The organism is Ruegeria sp. K7, assembly GCF_056531785.1.
In genome coordinates, this window is the sequence record NZ_JBQFMJ010000005.1 from 162,357 (window position 1) to 187,935 (window position 25,579).

At 57.5% G+C, this 25,579-nt stretch carries 24 protein-coding genes; 21 read left to right on the top strand and 3 right to left on the bottom strand.

Annotated features, from left to right (window positions below):
• Positions 1-332: 332 nt before the first annotated feature.
• A complete protein-coding gene (locus ACR0FE_RS11225) occupies positions 333-1,367 on the bottom strand; it encodes a LacI family DNA-binding transcriptional regulator (RefSeq protein ID WP_480912801.1) in 1,035 nt (344 codons plus the stop codon).
• A gap of 130 nt (positions 1,368-1,497) precedes the next feature.
• On the opposite strand from ACR0FE_RS11225, the gene ACR0FE_RS11230 reads away from it, so the two are divergent.
• From ACR0FE_RS11230 to ACR0FE_RS11295, 14 genes are all read left to right on the top strand, one after another.
• Positions 1,498-1,683, top strand: a complete 186-nt coding sequence (locus ACR0FE_RS11230; RefSeq protein WP_170614589.1) for a hypothetical protein — start codon at positions 1,498-1,500, stop codon at positions 1,681-1,683.
• A gap of 22 nt (positions 1,684-1,705) precedes the next feature.
• A complete protein-coding gene (locus ACR0FE_RS11235; protein ID WP_170614590.1) occupies positions 1,706-2,851 on the top strand; it encodes a TRAP transporter substrate-binding protein in 1,146 nt (381 codons plus the stop codon).
• Positions 2,852-2,963: 112 nt separating this feature from the next.
• A complete protein-coding gene (locus ACR0FE_RS11240; protein WP_170614591.1) occupies positions 2,964-3,476 on the top strand; it encodes a TRAP transporter small permease in 513 nt (170 codons plus the stop codon).
• An 11-nt stretch (positions 3,477-3,487) separates the two neighbouring features.
• On the top strand, positions 3,488-4,816 hold the full coding sequence (locus tag ACR0FE_RS11245; RefSeq protein ID WP_170614592.1) for a TRAP transporter large permease: 1,329 nt from the start codon (positions 3,488-3,490) through the stop codon (positions 4,814-4,816).
• A gap of 12 nt (positions 4,817-4,828) precedes the next feature.
• Positions 4,829-6,136 (top strand): histidinol dehydrogenase, encoded by a 1,308-nt coding sequence (hisD, locus tag ACR0FE_RS11250; RefSeq protein WP_321253872.1) that lies wholly within the window; start codon positions 4,829-4,831, stop codon positions 6,134-6,136.
• Positions 6,129-6,890: an SDR family NAD(P)-dependent oxidoreductase gene (locus tag ACR0FE_RS11255; protein ID WP_480525415.1), complete on the top strand. Its 762-nt coding sequence runs from the start codon at positions 6,129-6,131 to the stop codon at positions 6,888-6,890. Before hisD ends, ACR0FE_RS11255 begins: the two co-directional genes overlap by 8 nt.
• Positions 6,887-7,867, top strand: a complete 981-nt coding sequence (locus tag ACR0FE_RS11260) for an alcohol dehydrogenase catalytic domain-containing protein (protein ID WP_480904976.1) — start codon at positions 6,887-6,889, stop codon at positions 7,865-7,867. Before ACR0FE_RS11255 ends, ACR0FE_RS11260 begins: the two co-directional genes overlap by 4 nt.
• Before the next feature lie 27 nt (positions 7,868-7,894).
• Positions 7,895-8,305, top strand: a complete 411-nt coding sequence (locus tag ACR0FE_RS11265) for a universal stress protein (RefSeq protein WP_170806438.1) — start codon at positions 7,895-7,897, stop codon at positions 8,303-8,305.
• A 62-nt stretch (positions 8,306-8,367) separates the two neighbouring features.
• Entirely contained in the window at positions 8,368-8,874 is a 507-nt protein-coding gene (comD, locus tag ACR0FE_RS11270) for a sulfopyruvate decarboxylase subunit alpha (protein WP_480912802.1), read from the top strand.
• Entirely contained in the window at positions 8,871-9,425 is a 555-nt protein-coding gene (gene comE, locus ACR0FE_RS11275; RefSeq protein ID WP_170680415.1) for a sulfopyruvate decarboxylase subunit beta, read from the top strand. The genes comD and comE overlap by 4 nt, the downstream gene beginning before the upstream one ends.
• Positions 9,425-10,519, top strand: a complete 1,095-nt coding sequence (locus ACR0FE_RS11280; RefSeq protein ID WP_480912803.1) for an alpha-hydroxy acid oxidase — start codon at positions 9,425-9,427, stop codon at positions 10,517-10,519. The genes comE and ACR0FE_RS11280 overlap by 1 nt, the downstream gene beginning before the upstream one ends.
• A 264-nt stretch (positions 10,520-10,783) precedes the next feature.
• Positions 10,784-12,241, top strand: coding sequence for a xylulokinase (gene xylB / locus ACR0FE_RS11285; protein ID WP_480912804.1), 1,458 nt, complete (start codon positions 10,784-10,786; stop codon positions 12,239-12,241).
• Positions 12,238-13,197, top strand: coding sequence for an aldose epimerase family protein (locus ACR0FE_RS11290; protein WP_480912805.1), 960 nt, complete (start codon positions 12,238-12,240; stop codon positions 13,195-13,197). Before xylB ends, ACR0FE_RS11290 begins: the two co-directional genes overlap by 4 nt.
• Positions 13,187-14,488: a cytochrome-c peroxidase gene (locus ACR0FE_RS11295; protein WP_480912806.1), complete on the top strand. Its 1,302-nt coding sequence runs from the start codon at positions 13,187-13,189 to the stop codon at positions 14,486-14,488. Before ACR0FE_RS11290 ends, ACR0FE_RS11295 begins: the two co-directional genes overlap by 11 nt.
• On the opposite strand, the gene ACR0FE_RS11300 is transcribed toward ACR0FE_RS11295, so the two are convergent.
• A complete protein-coding gene (locus ACR0FE_RS11300) occupies positions 14,489-16,000 on the bottom strand; it encodes a CRTAC1 family protein (protein WP_480912807.1) in 1,512 nt (503 codons plus the stop codon).
• Positions 15,990-17,207 carry an ROK family transcriptional regulator gene (locus ACR0FE_RS11305; RefSeq protein ID WP_170614604.1) on the bottom strand — a complete coding sequence of 406 codons (1,218 nt, stop codon included), beginning with the start codon at positions 17,205-17,207 and terminating at the stop codon, positions 15,990-15,992. The genes ACR0FE_RS11300 and ACR0FE_RS11305 overlap by 11 nt, the downstream gene beginning before the upstream one ends.
• A 186-nt stretch (positions 17,208-17,393) precedes the next feature.
• Here ACR0FE_RS11305 and xylF point away from each other — a divergent pair, with 186 nt between their 5' ends.
• The 7 genes from xylF to ACR0FE_RS11340 all read left to right on the top strand — a co-directional run bounded on the left by xylF (position 17,394) and on the right by ACR0FE_RS11340 (position 25,511).
• Positions 17,394-18,377: a D-xylose ABC transporter substrate-binding protein gene (gene xylF / locus ACR0FE_RS11310; protein ID WP_480441309.1), complete on the top strand. Its 984-nt coding sequence runs from the start codon at positions 17,394-17,396 to the stop codon at positions 18,375-18,377.
• A gap of 62 nt (positions 18,378-18,439) precedes the next feature.
• Positions 18,440-19,738 carry a sugar ABC transporter permease gene (locus tag ACR0FE_RS11315; protein ID WP_170614606.1) on the top strand — a complete coding sequence of 433 codons (1,299 nt, stop codon included), beginning with the start codon at positions 18,440-18,442 and terminating at the stop codon, positions 19,736-19,738.
• Positions 19,738-20,541, top strand: a complete 804-nt coding sequence (locus ACR0FE_RS11320) for an ATP-binding cassette domain-containing protein (protein ID WP_480525431.1) — start codon at positions 19,738-19,740, stop codon at positions 20,539-20,541. The genes ACR0FE_RS11315 and ACR0FE_RS11320 overlap by 1 nt, the downstream gene beginning before the upstream one ends.
• A gap of 9 nt (positions 20,542-20,550) precedes the next feature.
• Entirely contained in the window at positions 20,551-21,858 is a 1,308-nt protein-coding gene (gene xylA / locus ACR0FE_RS11325) for a xylose isomerase (protein WP_170816020.1), read from the top strand.
• A 245-nt stretch (positions 21,859-22,103) separates the two neighbouring features.
• Positions 22,104-22,688, top strand: coding sequence for an ANTAR domain-containing protein (locus ACR0FE_RS11330; protein WP_170614609.1), 585 nt, complete (start codon positions 22,104-22,106; stop codon positions 22,686-22,688).
• Positions 22,685-23,854: an ABC transporter substrate-binding protein gene (locus ACR0FE_RS11335; protein WP_170614610.1), complete on the top strand. Its 1,170-nt coding sequence runs from the start codon at positions 22,685-22,687 to the stop codon at positions 23,852-23,854. The genes ACR0FE_RS11330 and ACR0FE_RS11335 overlap by 4 nt, the downstream gene beginning before the upstream one ends.
• 292 nt (positions 23,855-24,146) lie before the next feature.
• Positions 24,147-25,511 carry a CmpA/NrtA family ABC transporter substrate-binding protein gene (locus ACR0FE_RS11340; RefSeq protein ID WP_170614611.1) on the top strand — a complete coding sequence of 455 codons (1,365 nt, stop codon included), beginning with the start codon at positions 24,147-24,149 and terminating at the stop codon, positions 25,509-25,511.
• Positions 25,512-25,579: the final 68 nt, after the last annotated feature.

Sequence of the window (25,579 nt, forward strand, 5' to 3'; positions counted from 1 at the left end):
ACCATCCAGAAACTCGCCAGAGTTCGGGCGGTATAGATGGCATGGCGGTGGACCACGATTTCCAGAATACGGCACCAAGATGATAGCGATTATTTCTTATCTATTTTAGGGTGTTAGGGTGACGCGTCAAAGCCGGCGCAGGCAAAGCTCTCTGAATGCAGACCCAGATCGAACTGCGGCGACAGACTGCGCCCATCACTGCCGGTCAAGTTGACGTTGCTGGGAAGGTTGCCGACCGTGCTTTGGGTACAGTGCGCTTTGGTCGGGCAGTTGGCTATCCGCAAATGTCTGACTTCACTGGGGCGAAAACGGAGGATCCAAACCCCACGCGTCTATTGCGATGTGTGGCAGTCGGGTTCTGCCAGCGAATGTCGGCTGACCAGCCTTGTATTGATGCAGATTGAATGGCCTTCCGATTTGCCCTCAACCATTGCAGTCAATTCACGCGCGGCCTTGCGACCCATTTCCCGGTGGGGAACATGTACGGTCGTCAAGGCCGGGCTGACGATCTCGGCCAATTCTATGTCATCGAAACCCGTTACCGAAACTTGTTCCGGCACCTGTATTCCAAGTCTTCGGGCCTCGCACAGTGCACCTGCGGCCAGAACATCGTTGCCGCACATGACCACTGTTGGCCTTGGGGTGAGGGCCATCAGTTGCCGAAAGGCTTCAGCGCCCTTGTCAATTTCGTAAGTGGTTTCGATCAAGGTCAAGGCATCGGCGTCGAGGCTGCTCTGTGACATAGCCTGCCTGACACCTTCGACGCGGTTTTGCGCCCGATCGTTTCCTTTTGTCTTGCCCGAAATCATGGCGATCCGCCGGTGTCCTGCCGCAATCACGGTTCGCGCCAGTTCCCCCATAGCATCCTTGTTGCTGAAACCGACGGACGGCCGCTTGACGTCCGGGTCATAGGACCAGGCAACAAGTGATGGAACCTGGTGGCGCTCCAGATACTCATAAATGTCTGCGTCACGCTCATGTCCGATAAGAAGCAACCCGTCCGCACCGCGGGCGACAAGCGTGCGGATCTGCTCTCTCTCCACCTCGGGGTCGTAAGCGGAACTGGATACCAGAAGGGTATATCCGCTTTCACGAAGCTGGTCCTGAAACTCCTGCAATCCGCGGGCGAAGATTGCGTTGTCCATTGTGGGAATAATCGCACCGATGGTGAAGCTGCGATTCGCTGCCATAACGCGGGCTGCAAAATTCGGCGTATAGCCCAACGATTCGACCGCTTGCATGACCCGATGCCGGGTTTGCTCGATTACCCGTTCCGGCGAATTCAGGCATCGCGACACAGTGGCGGTCGAAACGCCTGCCGCCTTTGCAACGTCGTTAAGTGTCGGAGCTGAACGGGTTTTTCCCATGCGGAGCCTGCTGTTGCTTTGGCACCGTCATACCACAAAAAACCGGTCTTGCCATCTGTTGATGTAAGCGCTTGCATTATTAATGTAAGCGCTTACAAATAGAGTTGAGAAAACAATCCGGGGTTTTGCGATGTTCCTTTGGGCTGCTGCTGTCGTCTTTGCCGTATTTTTCACAAATGTGGCGCTGGGCGCATTTGGAGGTGGCGGATTCCTGGGGGATGTCGGTGAGATGCTGGTTCTGTTTGCTGCCTCGATCCTGTTCGTGGCGGCCATTCTCAAGCGAGAGGCTGACCAAGAAAACAACAACGGCAGCTGACGGATTCAATGGGAGGAAGAAAATGACGAATGGCAAGGATGGCCTCAAATCTGCTGAGCGCCGGAATTTTCTGAAGCTGGCTTCAACTGGCTCGTTCACAGCGGCGGTGGTGGCCGGAGCTGGCGGCGTATTGTGGTCTTCGGAGGCCGCAGCGCAAACCGCCAAAGAAGAGAAAGAACGCGAGAATGCAGCCGAGCATGTGATGACCGTCGCCACGGCTTACGTACTGGGCGCATCGCGCAGTTATCCGATCATGCAGCTGGATCTGAAGGAAAATATCCAGAACGCGACCAACGGCAAGATCTACGTCAAGCTGGCCCCCGGTGGGCAGTTGGGTGCTGGCGGCGCGCTGGTTCAGAAGGTGCAGGGCGGCACAATTCAGGCAGCACAGCATTCGCTGTCGAACTTTGCGCCTTTTGCCTCGACCGTCGATCTGATCAACATGCCGTATCTGTGCGGCTCGAACCAGCGGTTCACCAATCTGGTGCATTCCGACACTTGGAAGAACGAAGTGCATCCCAAGGTCGAAGCCGCCGGATTCAAGGCCCTGTTCTACGTTGTGATTGATCCAAGGGTTGTCGCTGTGCGTCAGGGCGGAAACGCCATTCTTACCCCGTCGGACATGAGCGGTGTGAAGTTCCGCGTGCCGGGCTCGAAGATGCTGCAGCAATACTATCGGATGGTCGGTGCCAACCCGACACCTGTCGCATGGGGCGAGACGCCATCGGCGATCAAGCAGGGCGTGGCCGATGCGCTGGATCCGTCGGTCGGTGCGTTGTATGTCTTTGGCTTCAAGGACATTCTCAGCAACGTCACCTTTACGCAGGCCGTGCCGGACAGTCAGGTCTATTCCTGTAATCTGGAATGGTTCAATTCGCTGCCATCCGATGTTCAGGAGGGGATCATGTGGGGGTCGGAAATGACCAGCCACCAGAACCTGTCCAAAGTACCGTCGGCACGAGCCTATGCCATGGCGGAACTGAACAAGGCAGGCGTGCAATTCCATTCGCTGTCCGATGATCAACTGGCCGAGTGGAAGGATGCCGGTGGCTACCAGCGTTCGGAATGGGATCCGTTCAAGACCGAACTTGCTGGCTCGATGGACAATTTCGAAAAACTGGTCGAGGCGGCTGGAACGCAGGGCAAGTACTACGTCCACGACGCATAAGATCCGACGGGCGAGGGGGCTGACCTCTCTCGCCCGTTTTACCACGTGCAACCAGATGGCGGCGGTCCAAGCGGACCGGCAGGTCTAATGTTGCCAGGGACCGGGGCCGGAAATGACCATATTGCAAAAAATCGACCGAGACGCCGAGCGCTGGCTGCTACTGGTGTTCTACGTGATGCTTGTCATCACCATGGCGATCGAGGTGTTGCGGCGGGAAGTGTTCGCCTTTTCCTCGATCTGGGGCGAAGAGATCGTCCGCTATTCCTTCATATATCTAGCTTGGATCGGCGCGGCGGCGGCCGTCAAGGAACGCGCCCATATCCGCATCGACGTGATCATGCATTACCTGGGGCCACGCCCTAAGGCGGCTTTGTACATCTTCGGCGATTTGGTGATGTTCGTGGTGGCCGTTATCGCGCTCTACTGGTCGTATGAGGCGGTTCATGTCTCGGCCAAGTTCGGTTCGGTCACGGACGGGTTGCGGGTCTCCAAGGTCTGGTTCCTAATGGCTGTGCCGACCGGATTTGCGCTGATGATATGGCGGCTGATCCAATCCCTTTTGCGCGACCTGAAATCCCTTCGCGACGGCACGCCCGTCTTCGAAGGCGACAAGCTGTTTGACTGAGGAGAACTCGAATGCTCTGGAACTCCCTCAATCAGACTGTTGAGCTTGGATGGGATTTTTACCTGCCGGTGATCCTGTTCGTGGGCCTGATCGCTTTGGCGGTGCCGGTCTGGGCCGCCATTGGAACCGCGGCGATTGTCATGCTGATTATGTCGGGCGACCTGCCGCTGAGCGCCATCGGTGAAAGCCTGTTCACCGGTATCGACGCATTTGCACTGACAGCTGTGCCGCTGTTCATCCTGACCGGCGATGTGCTTGTGCGAACCGGCCTCAGTAAGAAATTTCTGGATGTGGCCGAGGCGCTGACCTGCTGGACGCGCGGCGGTTTCGGATCAGCGACCGTTCTGGTCTGCGGGATGTTTGCGGCGATCTCGGGCTCGGACGCGGCGGGTGCCGCTGCCGTGGGGCGGATGACAATCGCGCGGCTTGTCGAAAGCGGTTACCCCCGACCCTATGCCTGCGCCCTGGTGGCGGCTGGCGCCTGTACCGGCATCCTTATCCCACCTTCAATCGCGTATATCATTATCGGCCTCGTGCTGGGCATCTCAGCGTCAACACTGTTTCTGGCGGCGCTTATCCCGGGTCTTGCGATCCTGGTGTCGATCCTGATCACCAACATCATCATGAACCGCCTTTATACCTATGAGACCGGCGGCAATATGGGGCTGAGCGAGTGGATGGGCAATCTGGGTCAATCGTTGAAATCCGGCTGGTATGCCTTCATCGTGCCGGGAATCATTTTCTACGGCATCTTTTCGGGCCGACTGACGCCGACCGAAGCCGGTGCAACGGCGGTGGTCGTAACCATCGTGATGGGTTTCATACTGGGCACCCTGAAGCTGTCGGACTTTCCGGCGATGCTTGTCAGCTCTGCCAAAGTGAACGGGGTGATCCTGCCGATCATCGCATTTTCAGCCCCGCTGGCCGAGGCGCTGGCAATCATGGGCGTGCCGCAGGGCTTTGTCACGGCCGTAACCGGGCTGACCGATGATCCGGCCATGCTGATCCTGTTGATGATCTGCATCCTGATCGCAGCGGGCTGCGTTATGGAGACGACGCCCAACATCGTGATCCTGGCGCCAATCCTGAAACCCCTGGCCGACAACATCGGCATGAACGAGATCCAGTTCTGCATCATGATGATCACCGCGCTGGGCGTTGGCTTCATCACACCGCCCCTGGGGCTGAACCTCTTTGTTGTCTCCGGCATTACCGGCGAGTCGATCCTGAAAATCGCAGCCCGTGCCGTTCCCTTTGTTCTGACAATGCTGATCGTCGTGCTGCTGATCGCCTATTTCCCGCCGATCTCGACCACTTTGCTTCCTGATATCTACAAGTAGGACCCCCTGGAAATGACCCGTGAATATCTGAAAAAGGCCACCCTGACTCCCAAGTCGGACGCGTCTGAAACTCATAAGATCGTGCAGGGCATCCTCGACGACATTGAGACTGGAGGCGATGCCAAGGCTCTGGAATATGCCGCAAAGTTTGACCAGTACGAGGGCAACGTGCTGCTGACGCCGGAAGAGATCGAAGCGGCTTGTGCACTGGTCCCGGAGAAACTGAAGGCCGATATTCGGTTTTCCCACGACAATGTTCGCCGCTTTGCCCAGCTGCAAAAAGGCACCGTGCATGACGTGGAAATGGAAATCTCCCCCGGTTTCGTTACCGGGCAAAAGGCGATCCCGGTGGATGCGGCCGGATGCTACGTGCCGGGCGGGCGCTACAGCCATATTGCCAGCGCCATCATGACCGTGACCACCGCCAAGGTGGCAGGGTGCAAGCATATCACCGCCTGTTCGCCGCCGCGCCCCGGAGTAGGCGTGGCCCCAGCCATCATCTATGCCGCTCACATCTGCGGTGCCGACAAGATCATGGCAATGGGCGGTGTGCAGGGGGTTGCGGCGATGACATTCGGTCTGTTTGGCTTGCCCAAGGCAAACATCCTGGTGGGCCCCGGAAACCAGTTTGTCGCCGAGGCCAAGCGCATCCTGTTTGGCCGCGTCGGCATCGACATGATTGCAGGCCCGACAGACAGCCTGATCCTGGCTGACGGCACAGCGGACGCCCACATCGTCGCCACCGATCTGGTGAGCCAGGCAGAGCATGGCTACAACTCTCCGGTCTGGCTGGTTACCGACAACCGCGCCCTGGCGGAAGACGTGATGCGGCTGGTACCGGATTACATCAACGACCTGCCCGAGGTGAACCGCGAGAACGCCGCAGCGGCCTGGCGTGACTATGCCGAGGTGATCCTTTGTGCGGATCGAGAAGAAATGGCCGCCTGTTCCGACGAATACGCGCCCGAGCATCTGACAGTGCAGGCCGCGGATCTGGATTGGTGGCTTGAGCGGCTGACATGCTACGGCTCATTGTTCCTGGGTGAAGAGACTACAGTTTCCTACGGCGACAAGGCCGCAGGGACCAACCATGTGCTGCCGACTTCGCGCGCGGCAAGCTATACTGGCGGGCTGTCGGTTCACAAATACATGAAGATCGTCACCTGGCAGCGCGCAACCCGCGAGGGTTCGAAACCAGTGGCCGAGGCCACCGCGCGGATTGCCCGGCTGGAAGGGATGGAGGGGCACGCGCGTGCCGCCGACGTCCGGTTGGCCAAGTACTTCCCGGACGAAGTCTTTGATCTGACCGCAAATGGCTGACCCGCGAGCCCTGTTCGATCTGACAGGCCGAACTGCCTGCGTAACCGGTGCCAGTTCCGGTTTGGGACGGCAAGCGGCAGTGACGCTCGCTGCCGCCGGAGCGCAGGTTGTGGCGGTCGCACGGCGTGCCGAGGCATTGGAAGGTCTGTGTGCGGAAATCGGGGCTGGCGCTGCCCATGTGGTGGCGGATGTGGCGGACCGCAGCGGGCTGAAGGCGCTGGCAGAAGCGATTTCGGCCCCCTTCGGAATGCCGGATATTCTGGTACATGCGGCCGGGATCAATACACGGCAGCCAGCGGACGAAGTGACGATTGCGGATTGGGACCAGACGCTGGCTTTGAACCTTTCAGCGCCGTTCTTTATCAGCCAGGCATTTGTGCCTGCGATGAAGGAACGGGGGTGGGGGCGGATCGTCAATTTCGCGTCGCTCCAGACCTTTCGGGCTTTTCCCGGTGGCATCGCATACGGAGCCAGCAAGGGCGGGGTCGGTCAGATGACCCGCGCCATGGCTGAAGCCTGGTCGCCCCACGGCATCACCGCCAACGCGATCGGGCCCGGGTTCTTCCCGACCGAGCTGACACAGGCCGTGTTCAGCGACAAGGCGCGCGCTGCGGGCAATGCGGCGCAAACCTGTATCGGTCGCAATGGCCGGCTTGAGGATATCGACGGACCGCTGTTGTTTCTGTGTTCCGAAGCGTCGGGTTATGTCACCGGGCAAGTCCTAATGGTTGACGGAGGGTTCACGGCAAAATGAAAGCGCTTGTCTATGAAGGGGTTGAGAAGCTTGGCTTTCGCGATGTGCCGATGGCTGCGGCCCAGGCAGGCGAACACCTGATCCGCATCCATGCCTCGGGCATCTGCGGGTCCGACATGCATGCCTATCTGGGTCATGACGCCCGGCGTCCTGCGCCGCTCATATTGGGGCACGAGGCGGCTGGAGTAATCGTCGGCGGGCCGCGTGATGGTCAACGGGTAGCGATCAATCCGTTGGTCACCTGTGAAGAGTGCGCCGCCTGTATGTCCGGGCGCGAAAACCTCTGCGCCCGCCGCGAGATCATTTCAATGCCCCCGCGCGAGGGGGCCTTTGCGCAGTTCGTGGCAATCCCCGAGCGCAATCTGGTAACGGTGCCGGATGACGTGCCGCTGGAAAAGGCGGCGCTGAGTGAACCGCTGGCCGTAAGCTGGCATGCCGCCCGACTTGCACTCGAAGCGCTGAATCCACAGATGGAACGCCGCGCGCTTGTCATCGGCGGCGGCGCGATCGGGCTGGCGGCTGCCTTGGCGTTTCGCGCCATGGGTGTGGATGATGTGACGATACAGGAACCCAACGCCGCCCGCCGTGCCTTTCTGACAGAGCGCTGCGGCCAACAGACAATCGACGCGTTTCAGGGCATGGTGCCGCTGGTGGTGGATGCGGTGGGGTATGCTGCCACCCGTGCCGGAGCCTCGGCGATTGCAATGCCGGGCGGGGTAATTGCGCATGTTGGTCTGGGTGAGGATGCAGGCGGTCTGGATATCCGCCGCATGACCTTGCAGGAAATCACGTTCATCGGCACTTATACCTATACCGCGCAGGATTTCCGTGACACCGCACAGGCAATTTTTGAAGGTCGCCTGGGCCCGCTCGACTGGCCCGAACTGCGCCCGTTGTCTGACGGCGCTGCCGCCTTTCATGACCTGCGGTCCGGCTTGGTGGCCGCGCCCAAGATTATCCTCGACCCGTGGGCCTGAACGCCTGCCATAAAACGGAGAGAACCCATGTATGACAAAGTCCTGGTTCCCATGGCCCTGGATCACGGAGTTTCCGGCACCACCCTCAGGGCCGCCACGACATTATGCAATCCGGGTGGGCAGATCATCGCTCTGCACGTCTACGAAGCGCCGCATGGCTCAGTCGGCACTTATTTGGACGAAGACGTCGTGCGCGAAGGGTTTGAAACGGCCCGCCGCCAGCTGGCCCAGAAAACGTCAGACCATGACAACGTAACAGCCGAGATCGTGAAGGGCCGTTCGTATCGCGGCATCGTCGAATACGCGGAAAAACACGGCGTGGACTGCATTGTCGTTGGTTCTCACAAGCCCGGCCTCAGCGACTATTTTCTGGGCACAACGGCAGCCCGTGTTGTTCGCCATGCTCCGTGCGCGGTGCATGTCTGCCGCACCGCCTGAACTCCGATACTGACACATCCAACCGCGCGTTATGCGCCACAGACAGGACTGATATCCCGGATATGGACATAGACAAAAAGATAACAGACGACCTGGTTGCGAACGATGTTTCGTTCGTAACCACCGTCCCTTGCAAGCAATTGGCGGGCGTGATCGAAGAAATCGACCAGCGCGACAGCATCTATCACATACCTTCGAACAAGGAAGACGAAGGCATGGGCCTGTGCGCCGGGGCATGGATGGGCGGCAAGCGCCCTGCGATTATCATGCAGAACACGGCCATCGGCGTTACGATCAACACGTTGGCCACCCTGATCCAGTACTACCGGATGCCACTACCCATGCTGATCTCGTATCGCGGTGAGCTGCGCGAACCCATTGCCTGTCAGGTCGAGATGGCTGTACACACCAAGGCACTGTTGGCCCAGCTCAACATCCCGACATATCATTTCCACCATCAGTCGGATGTCGAGGAACTGGACGCGATCCTGAAATATACCTTCATGTGCAACAAGCCGGTCGCCATCCTGACCGACGCCAACTTCTGGGGAGGCTACGGCGACCAATGATCCGCTCTGAAATCCTGAAGGAAATCGCCCCGATCCTGCGTGATCAGCTGGTTGTCTGCAATATCGGCATCCCCAGCCAGGAACTGCACGCCATCGACGATCAGCCGACCAACTTCTACATGCTGGGCACCATGGGACTGGCCTCGAGCATCGGTCTGGGGCTTGCCCTGTCGCAGCCGAAGCCGGTGATCGTCATCGATGGTGACGGCTCGATCCTGACCAATCTTGGTACTTTGCCGACCATCGCCAACAACGTGGCCGACAACTATATCCTGCTGATCGTGGACAATGGCTCATACGGGTCGACTGGGGATCAGCCGACCTATGCCGGGCAGAAAACATCCCTGACGAAAATGGCCGAGGCCGCCGGGTGCGAGCGGGTGATCGAATGTGCCGCCCAGGACACGGGCCGTGTGCTGCAAGAGGCACTGGATGCCAAACAGATGACCATCATCGTCAGCAAATGCGAAAGCGGAAATGCCAAGATGCCGCCGATCACGATGGACCCGGTCGTCATCCGCGACCGCTTCATGAAGGCCGTACAGGCCTGATGGCCGCAGGCACCATCCATAGCGCCGAAGACGCCCGCCGTCTGGCTCGGCGGCGTCTGCCGTGGATGGTGTTCGATTATATCGACGGCTCCGCCGGGGCCGAAACCGGCGCGGCGCGCAACCGTGCCGCATTGGACGCCATAACCTTGCGACCCCGTATCCTGCGCGATGTCAGTCAACGGTCGATGGCGTCTCGGGTCTTTGATGTCGAGGCAGACAGGCCCTTCGGTATCGCCCCCATGGGGATGTGCAACCTTGCCGCCCCGGGCGCTGATTTGATGCTTGCGAGGCTTGCGGCGCGCTACAGCGTGCCACATGTCGTATCGACCGTGGCCTCGACGCCGATGGAAGAGATCATTACCGAGGCCGAAGGTAATGCCTGGTTTCAGTTGTATTTCAGCGGAGACGGGACGGGATCTTTCAAACTGGCCGAGCGTGCGAAACAGGCCGGGTATGACGTCCTTGTCCTGACCGTCGATGTCCCCGAGGTCGGCCGTCGCCCGCGCGAATTGCGCCATGGGTTCAAGATGCCGTTCCGCATTGGCCCGCGCCAGTTCATCGACTTCGCGCTGCACCCGTGCTGGTCATTGAACACCCTTCTGAAGGGCAAGCCTGTGATGGCCAATTTCGAGATGGAAGGCTATGACTTCGATCGCACCGAAAGCCGGGCGCGTGCCACATGGGACACTTTGGTGCAATTGCGCGAGCTTTGGCCTGGAAAACTTGTCGTCAAGGGCGTGCTGGACGTCGAAGATGCCCGCAGCCTGATGTCGGCAGGCGTGGATGCCATCCAGGTTTCAAGCCATGGCGCGCGGCAGCTGGATTCCGCGCCTGCGCCGATTGACATGCTTGCAAGGATCCGTGCCGATCTTGGGCCAGACTTTCCCGTGTTCTACGACAGCGGCGTCCGGTCAGGCGAAGATGTTCTCAAGGCATTGTCGGTCGGGGCGGATTTCGTATTTATCGGAAGGATCCTGCAGTATGCCATTGCGGCCGCGGGTGAATCCGGTCTGGAGCAATTGTGGGACGCGCTTAGCGAAGAACTGAGCATTGCCATGGCGCAGACCGGGAAGACCTCTCTGACCGGACCCTGACTGCGAGCACTGCGCGCCTAAAACACCCGACAATCCGGCCGAAATAGCGGTCGCTTACGGCTTGACCTATTTTGCGGAGCTGCGACGCTTGGGGGAGGCCGTTGAGTTCGGCTCGGGCTGGCGCTGCACCACCTCTTTTGCGGAACTGCGGGACAGAAGGGACTTCATGTCGTGCCCCACACGGAGTGGTTTGATCAGCGCCTTGACAAGATCTCGGGTTCAATTAATTTTATCAACTAAAATAAAAACGGGGATTTGCGTCGAATGTACCTTGGGTTGGATTTGGGAACATCTGGTCTCAGAGGGATTTTGGTAGATGAAAACGGCTTGGTCGTAAGCAGCGCCGAGGTCAGTGTTTCAACTTCGACGCCGAAGCCTGGATGGTCCGAACAGAACCCATCAGATTGGATCGATGCGTGCGAAGAAGTTGTCAGGCAAATCCGCGTCAGCAACGAAAGTGCCTTCGCAAAACTGCTGGGTATCGGTCTTAGCGGACATATGCACGGTGCCACCCTTCTGGATAAAGCCGGCAATGTTTTGCGACCATGTATTCTTTGGAACGACACACGGTCCGCTGATGAAGCGAGGATGTTGGATCAGACACCGCAGATGCGCGCCATATCAGGGAATATCGTGTTCCCGGGGTTCACGGCGCCAAAATTGGAATGGGTGCGCTCACATGAGCCGGAGGTATTCGCAAAGACCGCTAAAGTTCTGCTGCCAAAAGACTATTTGCGATTCTGGCTGACGGGCGAATATGTCTCGGACGTGTCAGACAGTGCGGGGACCTCCTGGTTGGATGTTGGCGCTCGGCAATGGTCCGAAACCGCGCTGGCCGCTGGCCACATGCGCATGGACCAAATGCCTCGATTGGTTGAAGGCAGTGAGCCCGGTGGAGAGTTGAAAGCCGAGTTGCGGCAGGAGTGGGCGCTTTCCGATCGTGTTGTCGTAGCCGGAGGAGCAGGGGACAACGCCGCAGCTGCTTGTGGTATTGGCAGCATTCGGGATGTGGCAGGCTTTGTCTCACTGGGAACCTCCGGCGTTTTGCTTGTTGCCAGGGATACCTATGCGCCCGCACCTGAAACTGCTGTGCACTGCTTTTGCCATGCTATCCCGGACAAGTGGATACAAATGGGGGTTATCCTGTCGGCCACAAACAGCATGAACTGGCTGTCAAGGAACCTCGGCACACCAGTGGAAGAACTGGTTGCGGCGTTGCCTGAAGGGGTGACTGGTCCCTCGTCGGTTACGTTCCTTCCCTACCTGTCCGGCGAACGAACCCCGCACAACGACAGCAAGATCCGGGGCGCATTTCTGTGCGTGGACGTGGCAACCGAACCTGTCGATCTTACCCGGGCGGTGATGGAGGGTGTTGCATTTGCGATGAGAGATTGCCTGGAAGCCCTGAAAAGTACAGGGACAGAACCAAACAGCCTGATGGCCGTAGGAGGGGGCGCGCGGTCGAGGTTTTGGTTGGAAACACTCGCCACCGTTTTGCAGGTGCCGCTGGACGTGCCCAAAGGCAGCGAATTCGGAGCGGCCATGGGCGCCGCGCGCCTTGCCATCTGTGCTGCCAACAACACAAATCCGGCAGATGTCATGACGCCGCCGGAGATCGAGGAAACTATAGAGCCGCGTAGTGACCTGATCGACCTTTATGAAAGCGAATACGGGCGATACCGGCAATACTACAAGGCGCTCGCGCCGTTGGCGGCAAGATGACACCGGACACGGAAAAGCTCTCTCGGGTCGAATCAGCTGTGTTGACGGATGGGGAAATGCGTGCCTCGGTCCTGAATTACGGCGCAATCACGCAAGAGTGGTTGTACAAGGACAGGCCGCTCATTCTGGGGTTCAATGACCTGTCCGCGTACTTCGCGGATACAAGTTATACGGGCGCAATTGTTGGGCGCGTCGCGAACCGGATTGGCGGTGCGCGCTTTGATCTGGAAGGCACTGGTTTTGAACTGAGCGCCAATGAAGGTGAAAACACCCTTCATGGTGGAGTGGAGTGCCTTTCCACGCAATTCTGGTATCTCAAGCAGATTGCACTGAACGAGGTCGCGCTGAGCTATCTTTCGCGCGACGGGGAAAGCGGTTTTCCGGGGGAGGTCAGGTTCGAAGTCCGGATCTCGCTGCAGTTTCCGCGATTGATTTATTCGTTCACAGCCAATCCGGACCGGCCCACGCCCATTAGCTTGACGCAACACAACTACTACACCTTGGGAAGCTCAGACGGGGTCGACGCGCACAGGTTGAAACTTGCTTCAAACCAGTATCTGGAAATCGACCATCAAGGAATTCCTTCCGGTCGGGTCTGTTCGACCACGGAAAACGAGTTGGACTTTGAAGAGTCAAAATCGATCGGAAGTATTTCTGCAGGGATCGATCACTACTTTTGCTTCGACCAAAACCGTGATCCAAAGGCTCCGGTAGCGGTATTTGCGTCACCTTCTGGTCTTGCTTTGACAGTCTATTCTGACCAGCCTGGGGCGCAGGTGTATTCAGGGGCGAAGATGGCAAAACCGTTTCGTGGTTCGTCCGGTCTTTGTATTGAGCCATCGGGATACCCCAACGCCCCAAATATCCCGTCGTTTCCGTCGATTATCTGTACGCCTGAGAACCCGTACCGTCAGGTGCTTGCCTTAGAGATCTCCGAGGGTTGGCATGAGGGCTAAGTCGCTAATCACAGTTTTTAGCCTGTCCATGTGGGGCACCGGTGGCATAAGTGCTCAAGAGCTTGGGCCGAGGCCGGAGTTCCTTGAGCCTGGTTTCGACAGCGTCGAGTTGGGACGGTTTCTTTTCTACGACCCGATCTTGTCGGGCAACAAGAACATCAGTTGCGCGACCTGTCATCATCCCAGGCTGGGTACGTCAGATGGTCTTTCCCTTGGCATCGGGGAAGGGGGAATAGGGCTGGGTACGGATCGCACGCTGGATCCCCTGAACACGCCCGAACAACGAATTCCCAGAAACTCGCCAGGTCTTTGGAACCTCGGAGCCATTGAATTCACGACGTTCTTTCATGACGGGCGGCTTGAGACGGACCCAAGCCAAGTCAATGGCATCAGGACGCCGCTGGGAACGCATATGAGGCCCGGGTTCCAGTCGGCACTGGCGGCACAAGCCATGTTCCCGGTTTTGTCGGCGGACGAAATGGCAGGTCATTATTCCGAGAATGACGTCAGCAAAGCGGTGCGACTTGGGTTTTTGACACAACCAGGCGGCGCATGGGATCTGATTGCAGCCCGTGTCGCGGCTGTTCCGGAGTACCGGCAAAGGTTCGATGAGATCACGCCGGGCAAAGAGATCACATTCACGGATATTGCCAACGCAATCGCGGATTTCATCGCATTTGAGTGGCGCGCGGATAACAGCCCGTTCGACCGCGCGATGAGAGGTGAAGGTGAGTTGTCGGAAAAGGCCACATTCGGCATGAGCCTGTTCTACGGCAAGGCTGAGTGCAGCAGTTGCCATTCGGGCTGGTTCCAGACGGATCACCAGTTTCATTCAATCGCGATGCCGCAAATCGGCCCCGGAAAAGCGGCGCGGTTTGAGAGCCACACGCGGGACGACGGGCGTCTCCGCGTGACTGGTCGCGCGGAGGATACATTCGCTTTTCGAACGCCCTCACTGCGTAACGTGACGCTGACTGCTCCGTATGGACATAACGGAGCTTTTGCCCGTCTTGAGGACATGGTGCGCCACCATCTGGATCCGGTGACGTCCTTGAAAAACTACTCGATTGAAATGGCCTGGTTGCCAGACTTCCCGGGTTCCGAAGATCAAAATCCAATGCTGGACCAGCAAAATGTGGATGCGATTGCCGAAAGTAACGGCTTGTCTAAAATCACCCTGACAGATCAAGAGATTGAGGCGCTGCTGAGCTTTCTGGCAAGCCTTGAACATCCGGCGGAGCGGCTCGGTGTGCCCGATCAGGTCCCCAGCGGCCTGCCCATTGACAAGTAACTAACGCCGAATTCGGAAGATCTGGTTGGCGGGGGGTTCCAGCCACTCGCTTTTCTTTCCATCCGGCCAGATCACACGAACCTGCACGCGGTCCTCATTCCCCAGGCCAAAATGATGGAACCCGGCTATGCCCCCGGCATGACCGCCGCCAACTGTTATTTCGCGGGTCTGAACACCTTTCGAGGTTCTGAGTTCTAATAAACCTCCTACGGCTGCTCGATTAGATTGATCCTGAGTAAGATCAATCAACAGCCAATTGCCACCCTGCGAGATGTTCTGGCTGACTTCGAGTGCCGAACCACGGTTCACGACCACCAGATCCAACCTTCCATCGTTGTTCAGATCTGCCAGGGCCGCACCGCGAGACTTTGCCATCGACGCCACCCTGGCATCGACTGAGGCTTCGACGAACTGACCTTCCGGGGTTTGCATGAGCAGGTTGTTGGGATCGTTCAGGGCGGCGTCGGGCATTTGCTCGACATTGCCTTTCGCAACGAAGATGTCGTCCTTACCATCGTTGTTGACGTCGCCAAATTGAGCGTGCCAGCCGGTCGACGGTCTTCCGTCACCGCCACTATGCGGTCTGTGGGCTGTTGTTCCCTTTTCGTAGGTCGAATCGCGCCATGTCGGGCCGTCGGCGCTTGAGTCAAAAACCTGAAGCTTCTGATCGCCCATGGACGTCAGATAAACCTCGGGAAAGCCGTCGCCGGTCAGATCCCTTGAAGCGATCCCCATTCCCCAGATCGAATAGGGTAACCAGCCTTCATCCAGATCATACAATCGCGGTTCGGCTTCCATGGCCCACAATTGCTCTTGTCCACCGCGGACGTAGTAATGGCGGTCATTGCTGACGCGAAGGTCCGCGCGTCCGGTCCGGGCCCAGTCTGAAAACAAAATTGAAAGCGAACAGTGGCCGGGTTCAAGGTGCAGCGGCTGCTGGTAGCCGTTGCCATGGGGGCGGTAGAGGAGGGTAGGTCCGCAAGTTTCAAAAGGGCCGTCGGGATCGAACCGATCAACATAAGCCCCGAATGCCAGCGTCGGCAAGGACTGCCCATCTTCCCAAGTGGCTGAAAAACCTGTGGTCCAGTGGTCTTCCGACAAGAAGCCAAGGTTATCAAAAGGGCCGAACCGACAATTTGGGCGGCCTTTGAGAAGAAGGTCCGGACCAACACGCAAAACCGCCAGATCCATCAAACCGTCGCTGTCGATATCCAGCGGATACGCGCCGGTTACGCCGGTCAGAGACAATTCATCGGGCGTCTCGACCTTAAAAGAAATCGTGCCCTGCGAGGTGTTGTGGAACAGTTGCGACCGGTTCGATCCGCCGGCCACGAACAGTTCGGGTAAAGAATCTCCGTTGCAATCGAACACGGCGACACCGCCGCCGACAAAATGCTCCCAGCCGCCATCGTAAATATGTTCAGGCACCTCGATGCCAACGAACTCGGGGGCGTTCGGCCCGGCATTTGCTGTGGTGACAAGAACCACAAGGGCAGCAAACTCAGGACGCATTCGCCGAGAGTTCCTTGACCTTTAGGATCGAAATCTGTTCGATCCCGTATGCTGCGGCGCCTTTGGCCCACATCAAATCGCCCCAATGGTGAACTTTGATATCCGGCAAGGGCGCATCGACTTTAACGACGCCGCTTCGGATGCGGGTCATAACCTCGCTTGAACACAGATGCTCAAAGCTTTTTTGCGTGCCCGAGACGATAATGCATTCTGGGTCAAAAAGGTTGATCAGATTGGAAACCCCAAGTCCAAACATCTGACCAGCACGGGCCAACACGGAAGACGCTCTTTCATCTCCAGAGTCGGCCAGATCATGAATGTCGGAAACAGCCTTCATTTCATTGGAATGGCCTGTGACCGTCATTTCACGGATCAGTGCATAATCTCCGACATAGGCTTCCAGACATCCGCGTTGACCGCATTGGCACAATGCGCCGTCAAGCTGTACCTTGGTGTGCCCAAACTCAGCTCCGCAGCCGCGCTCTCCTCGATATAGCTTTCCGTCCAGAACAATACCCAGACCGACCCCATGTTCGATCGTGACAACAAGGAAGTTGCTCAGCCCCTTACCAAGTCCGAACAACTGTTCAGCCTTTGCAACAAGGTTCGCGTCGTTATCCACGAAAGCAGGGCAGGACAGTTCTTTGGACAGCAGGCGATTGAAATCGATGTTTCTTTCGGCAATCGAAGATGACCAGTGCACGAAGTTTCCTCTGGCATCAACAAGACCAGCCACCCCGATTGAGACGCCAGCAAGGTCGCCGACAGAGGCATCAATCTTTCCGCAGGTCTCCTCGAGTGCCTCGCGGATCGCCAGCACAAAATCCGTCGACGACATTCTGGCGGATTCCAGCGCATACTTGTGTGAAGCCACCTCATTGCCTTGGAAGTCGACCAGAATGACCGAGATCACCTGACGCGCGACCTTGAGCCCTGCCACAAGGTAAGACTGACCGTCCAATTGCAGCAAAACCCTTGGTCTGCCTCTTTTCCCGGATTTCAGCTGCGCTTCGCTTTGGGTTTCTTTGATCAATCCGGCCGAGATGAGATCTGCCGTCGCCGCCGTTACCGTAGCAGGGCTGGTTTGCAAGGCCGAAGCGATATCGATCCGCGAGACGGATCCTTTTGTTCTGATGTGCTCCAACACCCGTAGCCGGGTTGCATTTCTTTGTTCCAAAGAAACCGGAGAGGCTTTGCTTTTCAGCATCTTGTCCTCGCGAATCTCACCGTTGGCTCAACTTATTTGAATTTCAGTTCGTCTAATAGAGTAAATATTTTACCGGCTGAAATAAATATGCTATTCAAAATTGTGAAGCCGCGAATCGAGAAGCGATGGCTCGGCATATGGGAGGAAATCATGAAACGAATTCTCAGCTTTTCGGCTGCGGCCACTATGCTGGCCACGGTTGCATTCGCAGAGCCGGTGGTCGGTGTAAGCTGGTCCAACTTTCAGGAAGAACGCTGGAAGACGGACGAAGCGGCCATCAAATCGGCGCTGGAAGCAGGGGGCGCCGAATACATTTCGGCAGATGCGCAATCGTCTTCCGCAAAGCAGCTTTCGGACATCGAAAGCCTGATCGCCCAGGGTGTGGACGCCCTTATCATTCTGGCGCAGGACGCACAGGCTATCGGACCGGCGGTTCAGGCGGCGGCTGACGAAGGCATCCCGGTCATTGCTTATGACCGCCTTATCGAGGACGACCGTGCGTTTTACCTGACCTTTGACAACGTCGAGGTTGGCAGAATGCAGGCCCGGGCCGTTTTTGCGGCCATGCCCAAGGGCAACTACGTCATGATCAAAGGTTCGCCGACCGATCCGAACGCTGACTTCCTGCGGGGCGGCCAACAAGAAATCATCGGAGCAGCCGTCGACAGTGGTGACATCGTAATTGTCGGCGAGGCCTATACGGATGGCTGGCTTCCCGCGAACGCACAGCGGAACATGGAGCAGATTTTGACCGCAAATGAAAACAAGGTGGACGCGGTTGTCGCTTCGAATGACGGAACTGCAGGCGGTGTTGTTGCGGCCCTGACGGCACAGGGCATGGAAGGCATTCCGGTGTCGGGTCAGGATGGCGACCACGCAGCGCTGAACCGGGTTGCACTGGGCACTCAAACCGTTTCGGTTTGGAAAGATGCCCGTGAATTGGGCAAAGCGGCTGGTGAAATCGCATTGGCGCTGAGCGGTGGCACAAGTCCTGCAGATGTTGAAGGCGCGGTCAGCTGGACTTCGCCAGGTGGCACTGCGATGAACTCGGTCTTCCTGGCGCCGGTACCGATCACCAAAGACAACCTGACTGTTGTGGTGGATGCCGGATGGATTCCGCTGGAAGACTTGTGCCAGGGCGTCGAAAACGGCCCGGCCCCCTGTAACTAAAACCTAAAGTCCCTGGCCCTTTTTGGGGGCCGGGGACTATTGCTGACTATGAAAGATCGGAAATGACCGAAACTTCGTCTCAGCCGGTACCTGAAAAAGCGAAACCCAGCCTGTTCCAGCAATTGGAACTGGATATGCGGCTTTTGGGAATGATCGGCGCGTTTGTCATCCTGTGCATCGGGTTCAACATCGTCACCGATGGGCGGTTCCTGACACCTCGCAACCTGTTCAACCTGTCAATTCAGACGGTTTCGGTGGCAATCATGGCCTGCGGGATGGTGTTCATAATCGTCACGCGTCACATTGATCTGTCGGTCGGCGCGTTGCTGGCAACGACTTCGGCCGTGATGGCAATGACGCAAACCGAACTTTTGCCACAGGTCCTCGGGATGGGTTTGAACAACCCGGCAACCTGGGCGATTACCATAGTCGTGGGGTTGTTTGTCGGCACATTGATCGGTGCTTTTCACGGCTGGATGGTCGGGTACCTGACGATACCGGCCTTCATCGTCACTCTAGGCGGGTTTCTGGTCTGGAGGAACGTGGCATGGTATTTGACCAGCGGCCAGACCATTGGTCCTCTGGACAGTAAGTTCCTGATGTTTGGCGGAACCAACGGAACCTTGGGGGCAACGACAAGCTGGCTGTTTGGCTTGTTTGCCACCGGGATCGCCATCTGGGCCTTGTGGAGCGGCCGTCGCGCAAAAGCCGCGCATGGCTTCCCCGTTAAGCCTGTTTGGGCCGAGGCCACCCTGGCCGGGATAATCGCAATTGCCATCCTTGGCTACGTCTACATCGTCAACAGCTACGCCATTCCGACGCGCCGATTGCAGCGGATGTTCGAGGCGCGCGGAGAGACGATGCCCGAAGGGCTGGTCGTCGGGTACGGCATACCGATTTCTGTCCTCATCCTGATCATCGTGGCGGTGACACTTACGGTCGTGGCGCGAAAAACCCGGTTCGGGCGCTACATCTTTGCCACTGGTGGCAACCCGGATGCGGCAGAACTTTCGGGCATCAATACACGTCTGCTGACCGTGAAGATTTTTGCACTGATGGGCTTTCTGTGCGCTGTTTCGGCCGTGGTCGCCTCGGCCCGCCTTGCAAACCATTCGAACGACATTGGCACGCTGGATGAACTGAGGGTCATTGCCGCTGCCGTCATCGGTGGAACCGCGTTGTCTGGCGGCATCGGCACCATATACGGCGCGATCCTTGGCGCATTGATCATGCAAGCGCTGCAATCTGGCATGGCCATGGTTGGCGTCGATGCACCGTTTCAGAACATCGTGGTCGGTAGCGTTCTTGTACTGGCCGTCTATATCGACATCGTCTATCGCAAGCGACTGGGGGCAAAGTGATGCAAGCTCAGGACACGCAGAAAACACCAACCAATGCTGGCCGCGGATCTGGCGCGCCCCCATTGGTCGAGATGCGCGATATCTCGATCTCCTTCGGCGGGATCAAGGCCGTCGACCATGTGTCAGTCGATCTCTACCCCGGTGAGGTGGTTGGTTTGCTCGGACATAACGGGGCCGGGAAATCCACGTTGATCAAGGTTCTGTCCGGTGCCTATCAAATGGATCAGGGCGAAATTTTGATCGACGGCAAACGTGTCGAGATCGGAAACCCCCGTGATGCCCGCGCGAACAACATCGAAACGATCTACCAAACGCTCGCCTTGGCCGACAATCTGGATGCAACGTCGAACCTTTTCCTGGGGCGCGAGATGACGACGCCTTTCGGGTTGGTCAACGATGCAGCCATGGAGGCCGAGTGCCGCAAGATCATGGCGCAGCTGAACCCCAATTTTCAGAAGTTCAATGACCCGGTTTCCGCGTTGTCGGGGGGGCAAAGACAATCCGTGGCAATTGCCCGGGCCGTCTACTTCAACGCACGTATTCTGATTATGGACGAGCCAACAGCGGCTCTTGGGCCGCATGAAACGCAGATGGTTGCGGATCTGATCCACCAGCTAAAGGCGCAAGGTATCGGTATCTTCCTGATCGATCACGATGTTCATGCCGTTATGGAGCTGTGTGATCGCGCTTCGGTCATGAAGAATGGGAAATTGGTTGGAACGGTCGATATCGCAGAAGTCACCGATGATGACCTTCTGTCGATGATCATTCTCGGCAAGAAGCCAGAACAAAAAGCAGAGTAGGGGGCAGAAATGCCAAGCGGATTTTTTGAAGGGATCGAGCGGATCCGGTTTGAAGGCGTGGACAGCACAAACCCGCTGGCCTTCCGGCACTATGATCCGGACGAGATGGTCATGGGCAAACGCATGGAAGATCATCTGCGGTTTGCAGTCGCCTGGTGGCACTCATTCGCGTGGGAGGGCGGAGACCCCTTCGGTGGTCCTACCTTTGAACGCCCGTGGCATCCTCAGGATGATATGGGGCGGGCTCGTTTGAAGGCAGATATTGCTTTCGAAATGTTCGAAGTTCTTGGCCAGCCCTACTTCTGCTGGCACGACGCCGACATCCGGCCCGAACAGGGAAATTTTGCCGACAACCTGAGAACTCTGGAAGAAATCACGGATTACATTGGCGAAAAGATGCAGGTGTCCGGGACGAAACTGCTTTGGGGCACGGCCAATATGTTCAGCCATCGCCGCTGGATGGCCGGCGCCAGCACCAATCCTGACCCCGACGTTTTTGCCTTTGCGGCGGCAACGGTGAAATCCTGCCTGGACGCGACCCACAAACTCGGTGGTGAAAACTATGTACTTTGGGGCGGGCGCGAAGGGTACGAGACCCTGCTGAACACGGATATGAAAACCGAACTGGACCACATGGGTCGGTTTCTGAATATGGTCGTGGAGTATAAACACAAGATCGGGTTCAAGGGCACCATTCTGGTAGAACCCAAACCACAGGAGCCGTCCAAACACCAATACGACTATGACGCGGCAACCTGTATCGGGTTCCTCAGGAAATACGGTCTGGAGAACGAGGTGAAACTAAATCTCGAGCAGGGGCATGCGATCCTTGCAGGGCACAGCTTTGAGCATGAAATTGCAGTGGCCGCAGCCGAGGGAATGCTGGGCTCGATCGATATGAACCGCAACGACTACCAGTCGGGTTGGGACACTGACCAGTTCCCAAATAACACGCCGGAAGTAGCCTTGGCTTATTATTACATATTGAAGGCCGGCGGCTTTACCACCGGAGGCACAAATTTCGACGCAAAAATCCGACGCCAGTCCATTGATGCAAAAGATCTGGTGGCTGCCCATGTCGGGGGAATGGATATCTGCGCCCGGGGTTTGAAGGCCGCTGCCGCCATGATTGAAGATGGCGGTTTGGAAGCTGAGCTGTCGAAGCGTTACTCGGGCTGGAACACGCCTTCAGCGGCGACGATGCTGGATAGCGGTCTGGAAGAGATTGCTGCGCGCGTTTTGCGTGAGAACATTTATCCGAGGCCGCAATCGGGACATCAGGAAATCCTGGAGAACTATGTAAACAGGTTTGTCTGAACAGGGGCTGCATTCAATAAGCGGGTACTGAGAGATTGACACATTTGGCAGTCCATAGCGCTTGCGGGACCTGTCCAACAAATTGATCCGCAGAACAATTCGACATGCCGACATGTCAGTCAATCTGCCCTGTATCTTTGCGTAGCGCCAATGATCGCTGAATAATTGAGCAATTCTGCCGCCGAAGGAAGGGGTGGAGGACTTTCCAATTGTGGTTGAGGTGGGCAGAGCTCAGTTGACTAGTCATGAGCCAAAACCTGACCGTCGTTGTGGTCGAGCAGAACCACGACCGCGCTTTCGCTATAGTTGACGCCTTGAAAGCGTATGGGGATGTAGATGTCTTTGTGATCGGCAATGTTTCGGGCCTGGCGCGCAAGATTGCCACCCACGACCCGGATATTGTGTTGATTGATATCGACAATCCGTCCCGCGATATGCTGGAGGAACTGACGGTCGCGTCCGGCCCGTTGGAGCGCCCGGTTGCGATGTTCGTGTCCGGCGCGGCAGGGGGATTGGCAAGGGCAGCGGTCGAGGCCGGAGTGTCGGCTTATGTCGTGGATGGATTGCAGGCCGACCGCATCAAGCCAGTGATGGATATTGCAATCGCCAGGTTCCAGGTCCTGCGCCAAATTCGCGTGGAACTGGCGGAAACGCGCCGCGCCTTGGAAGAGCGCAAGGTGATTGACAAGGCCAAAGGCTTGATAATGAAGTCCAGAGGCGTGCCGGAAGATGAAGCTTACGCCCTGTTACGAAAGACGGCCATGAATCAAAACCGTCGGGTGGCCGAAGTGGCCGACGCACTGGTGACGGCGTCGGGGTTGTTGTCATGAGAACCGTGACGCTCCCGGTTGCTTATATGCCTTTGGTGGATGCTGCCCCCTTGGTTGTCGCCCGCGAGATGGGCTTTGACCACGCCGAAGGGATCTCGCTGGATCTTCGTCCCGCACCGTCCTGGTCTTCGTTGCGCGACATGTTGGCTTTTGGGCACGTCGATGCTGCACATTTATTATCTCCGATCCCTGTCGCAATAGCACTTGGGCTGGGTGGGATCACGACCCCGATATCCGCTGTTTCCGTTCTGTCGCTGAATGGCAATGTCGTCGGAGTTGGCGCACAACTGGCCCGGAAGTTGGTGGATCAGGGATATGGTTTCGACTTCATCGATGCAAAAGCTGCCGGCGCTGCACTCGCAAAGGCCGCCGACGACACTCTGATCTTCGGGGTGCCGTTTCCATTTTCAATGCATGTCGAGTTGCTGCGATATTGGGTGGCCGGAACCGAGCTGGCTTCAAAAAACGTCGAGATCCGTACTGTTCCTCCACCTTTGATGGCGCAGGCGCTTGCTGCACGAGAGATTGATGCGTTCTGCGTTGGGGAACCCTGGGGGTCGTTTGCTGTCGAGGACCAGTTTGGGGCTTTGCTGTTGCCCGGTCGGGCAATCTGGAATTGCGCGCCGGAAAAGGTGCTGGCCGTCAGAAACGATTGGGCCCAGACCGAACCACATCTTCTGGGCAGCCTTATGCGCGCGGTTTGGCGTGCCGGGCGGTGGTTGTCCAATCCCGACAGCCGCTCTACGGCGTCCGAGATGTTGGCGCGCAAAGCCTATCTGAATGTGTCCCCGGAACTGGTCGATCGCGCCTTGATGGGGGAATTTGCGATCTCTCCAAGTGGAGAACACCGCCATGTTGAGGGGTTTGTAGAGTTTTTTGAAGGCGCGGCAACTTTTCCGTGGCGCAGTCAGGCCAAGTGGATTGCACATCAAATGGCGAAGCGAAACGGCCTTGAAGTGGGTGCTGCCGAACATGCAGCAGCCAAGGTCTTTCGGAGCGACTTGTACCGGCAAGCGATGCATCGATCAGGAATTGAGACCCCGGGTGCGTCCGAGAAACTGGAAGGTGCCTTGCCGGAACCAATGGCAGTTGCATCAGCCAAGGGCAGCCTGATTCTGTCTCGGAATGTCTTCTTCGATCGACGTATTTTCGAGCCTTCCGAGTAGGTGTGCACATTTTTTCCGCATTGCAGCATCGCGCAATGCTGCAATGCGGAAAAATTTCAGCCATCCTTCAAAATACAGATGACGCGACCAAGTTTTGTCGGCTTACTGAAGCCATCGGCAGGCAACGGAGCCATCCGACAGAATGCGCCCATGTCCATGGGCATCTATCAAGAGCAAAGCCGCTCGACCAACCGCCAACTCCTCCCGGCGGTGTGTGTCGGCGGCTTTTTTTGTGCCCGAAGGCAAACGGGCTGCCACGCGCCCTGATTGGGCCGAACCGAAGGGAAATGTGATGAAGAAACTGATCTTGAGCTTTGCGGCAACTACCGCGCTTGTTTCTCCCGCTCTGGCCGAACTTGAACTGGAAAAAGATGAACTGACCTTTGGTTTTATCAAGTTGACGGACATGGCACCGTTGGCAGTGGCCTATGAGCAGGGATATTTCCTGGACGAAGGTTTGTTCGTCACGCTTGAGGCGCAGGCCAACTGGAAAGTGCTGTTGGACGGTGTGATCGACGGGCAGCTGGACGGCGCGCATATGCTGGCGGGGCAGCCACTGGCTGCGACCATCGGATACGGGACCGAGGCGCATATCATCACGCCATTTTCGATGGATCTGAACGGCAACGGCATCACCGTGTCCAACGAAATCTGGGAAGAGATGAAACCGAATATCCCGGTGATGGAGGATGGTCGCCCGCAGCATCCGATCAGTGCCGAGGCTCTGGCCCCGGTGGTCGAGAAGTACAAATCCGAAGGCAAGCCCTTCAACATGGGCATGGTTTTCCCAGTTTCGACGCACAATTACGAATTACGCTACTGGCTCGCCGCTGGCGGTCTGCACCCCGGCTACTACAGCCCCGAGAACGTAACTGGCCAGATTGGCGCGGATGTGTTCCTGTCCGTAACCCCTCCGCCGCAGATGCCTGCGACGCTCGAGGCTGGTACGATCTATGGTTACTGCGTGGGGGAACCGTGGAACCAGCAGGCCGTGTTCAAGGGCATCGGCGTTCCGGTCATCACCGACTATGAGCTCTGGAAGAACAACCCCGAAAAGGTTTTTGGCATCACCGCCGAATTTGCGGAGGAGTATCCGAACACCACGCTGGCCGTGACCAAGGCCTTGATCCGCGCCGCCATGTGGTTGGATGAAAACGATAACGCCAACCGCCCCGAGGCCGTCGAAATCCTCAGCCGTCCGGAATATGTCGGCGCGGATTACGACGTTATCGCCAACTCGATGACCGGCACGTTTGAATACGAGAAGGGTGACAAGCGCGAAGTTCCTGATTTCAACGTGTTTTTCCGTTACAACGCGACTTACCCGTTCTACTCGGACGCTGTCTGGTACCTGACCCAGATGCGCCGATGGGGTCAGATCGCCGATGCAAAACCGGACAGTTGGTATGACGAGGTCGCCAAGTCCGTCTACAAACCCAAGATCTATCTGGAAGCCGCGCGCCTGCTGGTCGACGAGGGCTTGGCCAATGAGGCTGACTTCCCTTGGAACAGCGACGGTTACAAGGCGCCGACCCCGGTCGAGGATATCATTGACGGCATCGCCTATGACGGCCGCACCCCCAACGCCTACCTCGAAAGTCTGTCCATTGGTCTGAAGGGCGATCAGAAGATCGTCGGTTCGGACGTGCAAGGCTAACCCCGCAACACTGCGCCCGGCTTGGGTCAGGCGCGACGCTCACAAGTGCCCCGCAATCGCAAGGACAC